The 315-nt window shown below is 39.0% G+C and carries 1 pseudogene; it reads left to right on the top strand.

Annotated features, from left to right (window positions below):
• Nucleotides 1–118: 118 nt before the first annotated feature.
• Nucleotides 119–315: pseudogene (locus tag ACEYW6_RS36770) on the top strand (hypothetical protein); the annotation flags it as partial.

The following is a 315-nucleotide window of genomic DNA, read 5'->3' as shown; positions in this document are numbered from 1 at the left end:
ATGCGTTGTGCTTACGTTTCACGGATGTATACGGATTATTCCGTTATCAAAACGCTACATCAGCTATTTCAAACCATTGTGCGTCCTAGTAATTTGCTCGCTTTAAAGGAATATTAGAATGTTTTCAGATGTTGAGTTTCGCTTACGAAGCAAAGTTAAGACTGATAGCCCCGAAGCAATGCTGTTTAAGTATTTAAACTCCAGAAATACTCTTTATCCTGCTAAGGATATGGTGATGATTGCTATTAGCAGCTATTGGCTTCCTTTAGCCTATCAAGCTGAAGAGCAACCCGTAGATTTAGAACCACACATTCG

Source organism: Nostoc sp. UIC 10607 (genome assembly GCF_047228265.1).
Classification (GTDB): Bacteria; Cyanobacteriota; Cyanobacteriia; order Cyanobacteriales; family Nostocaceae; genus Nostoc; species Nostoc foliaceum_A.
The sequence above is the reverse complement of the archived record's forward strand: the minus strand, read 5'-3'. Positions and strand labels throughout refer to the sequence as shown.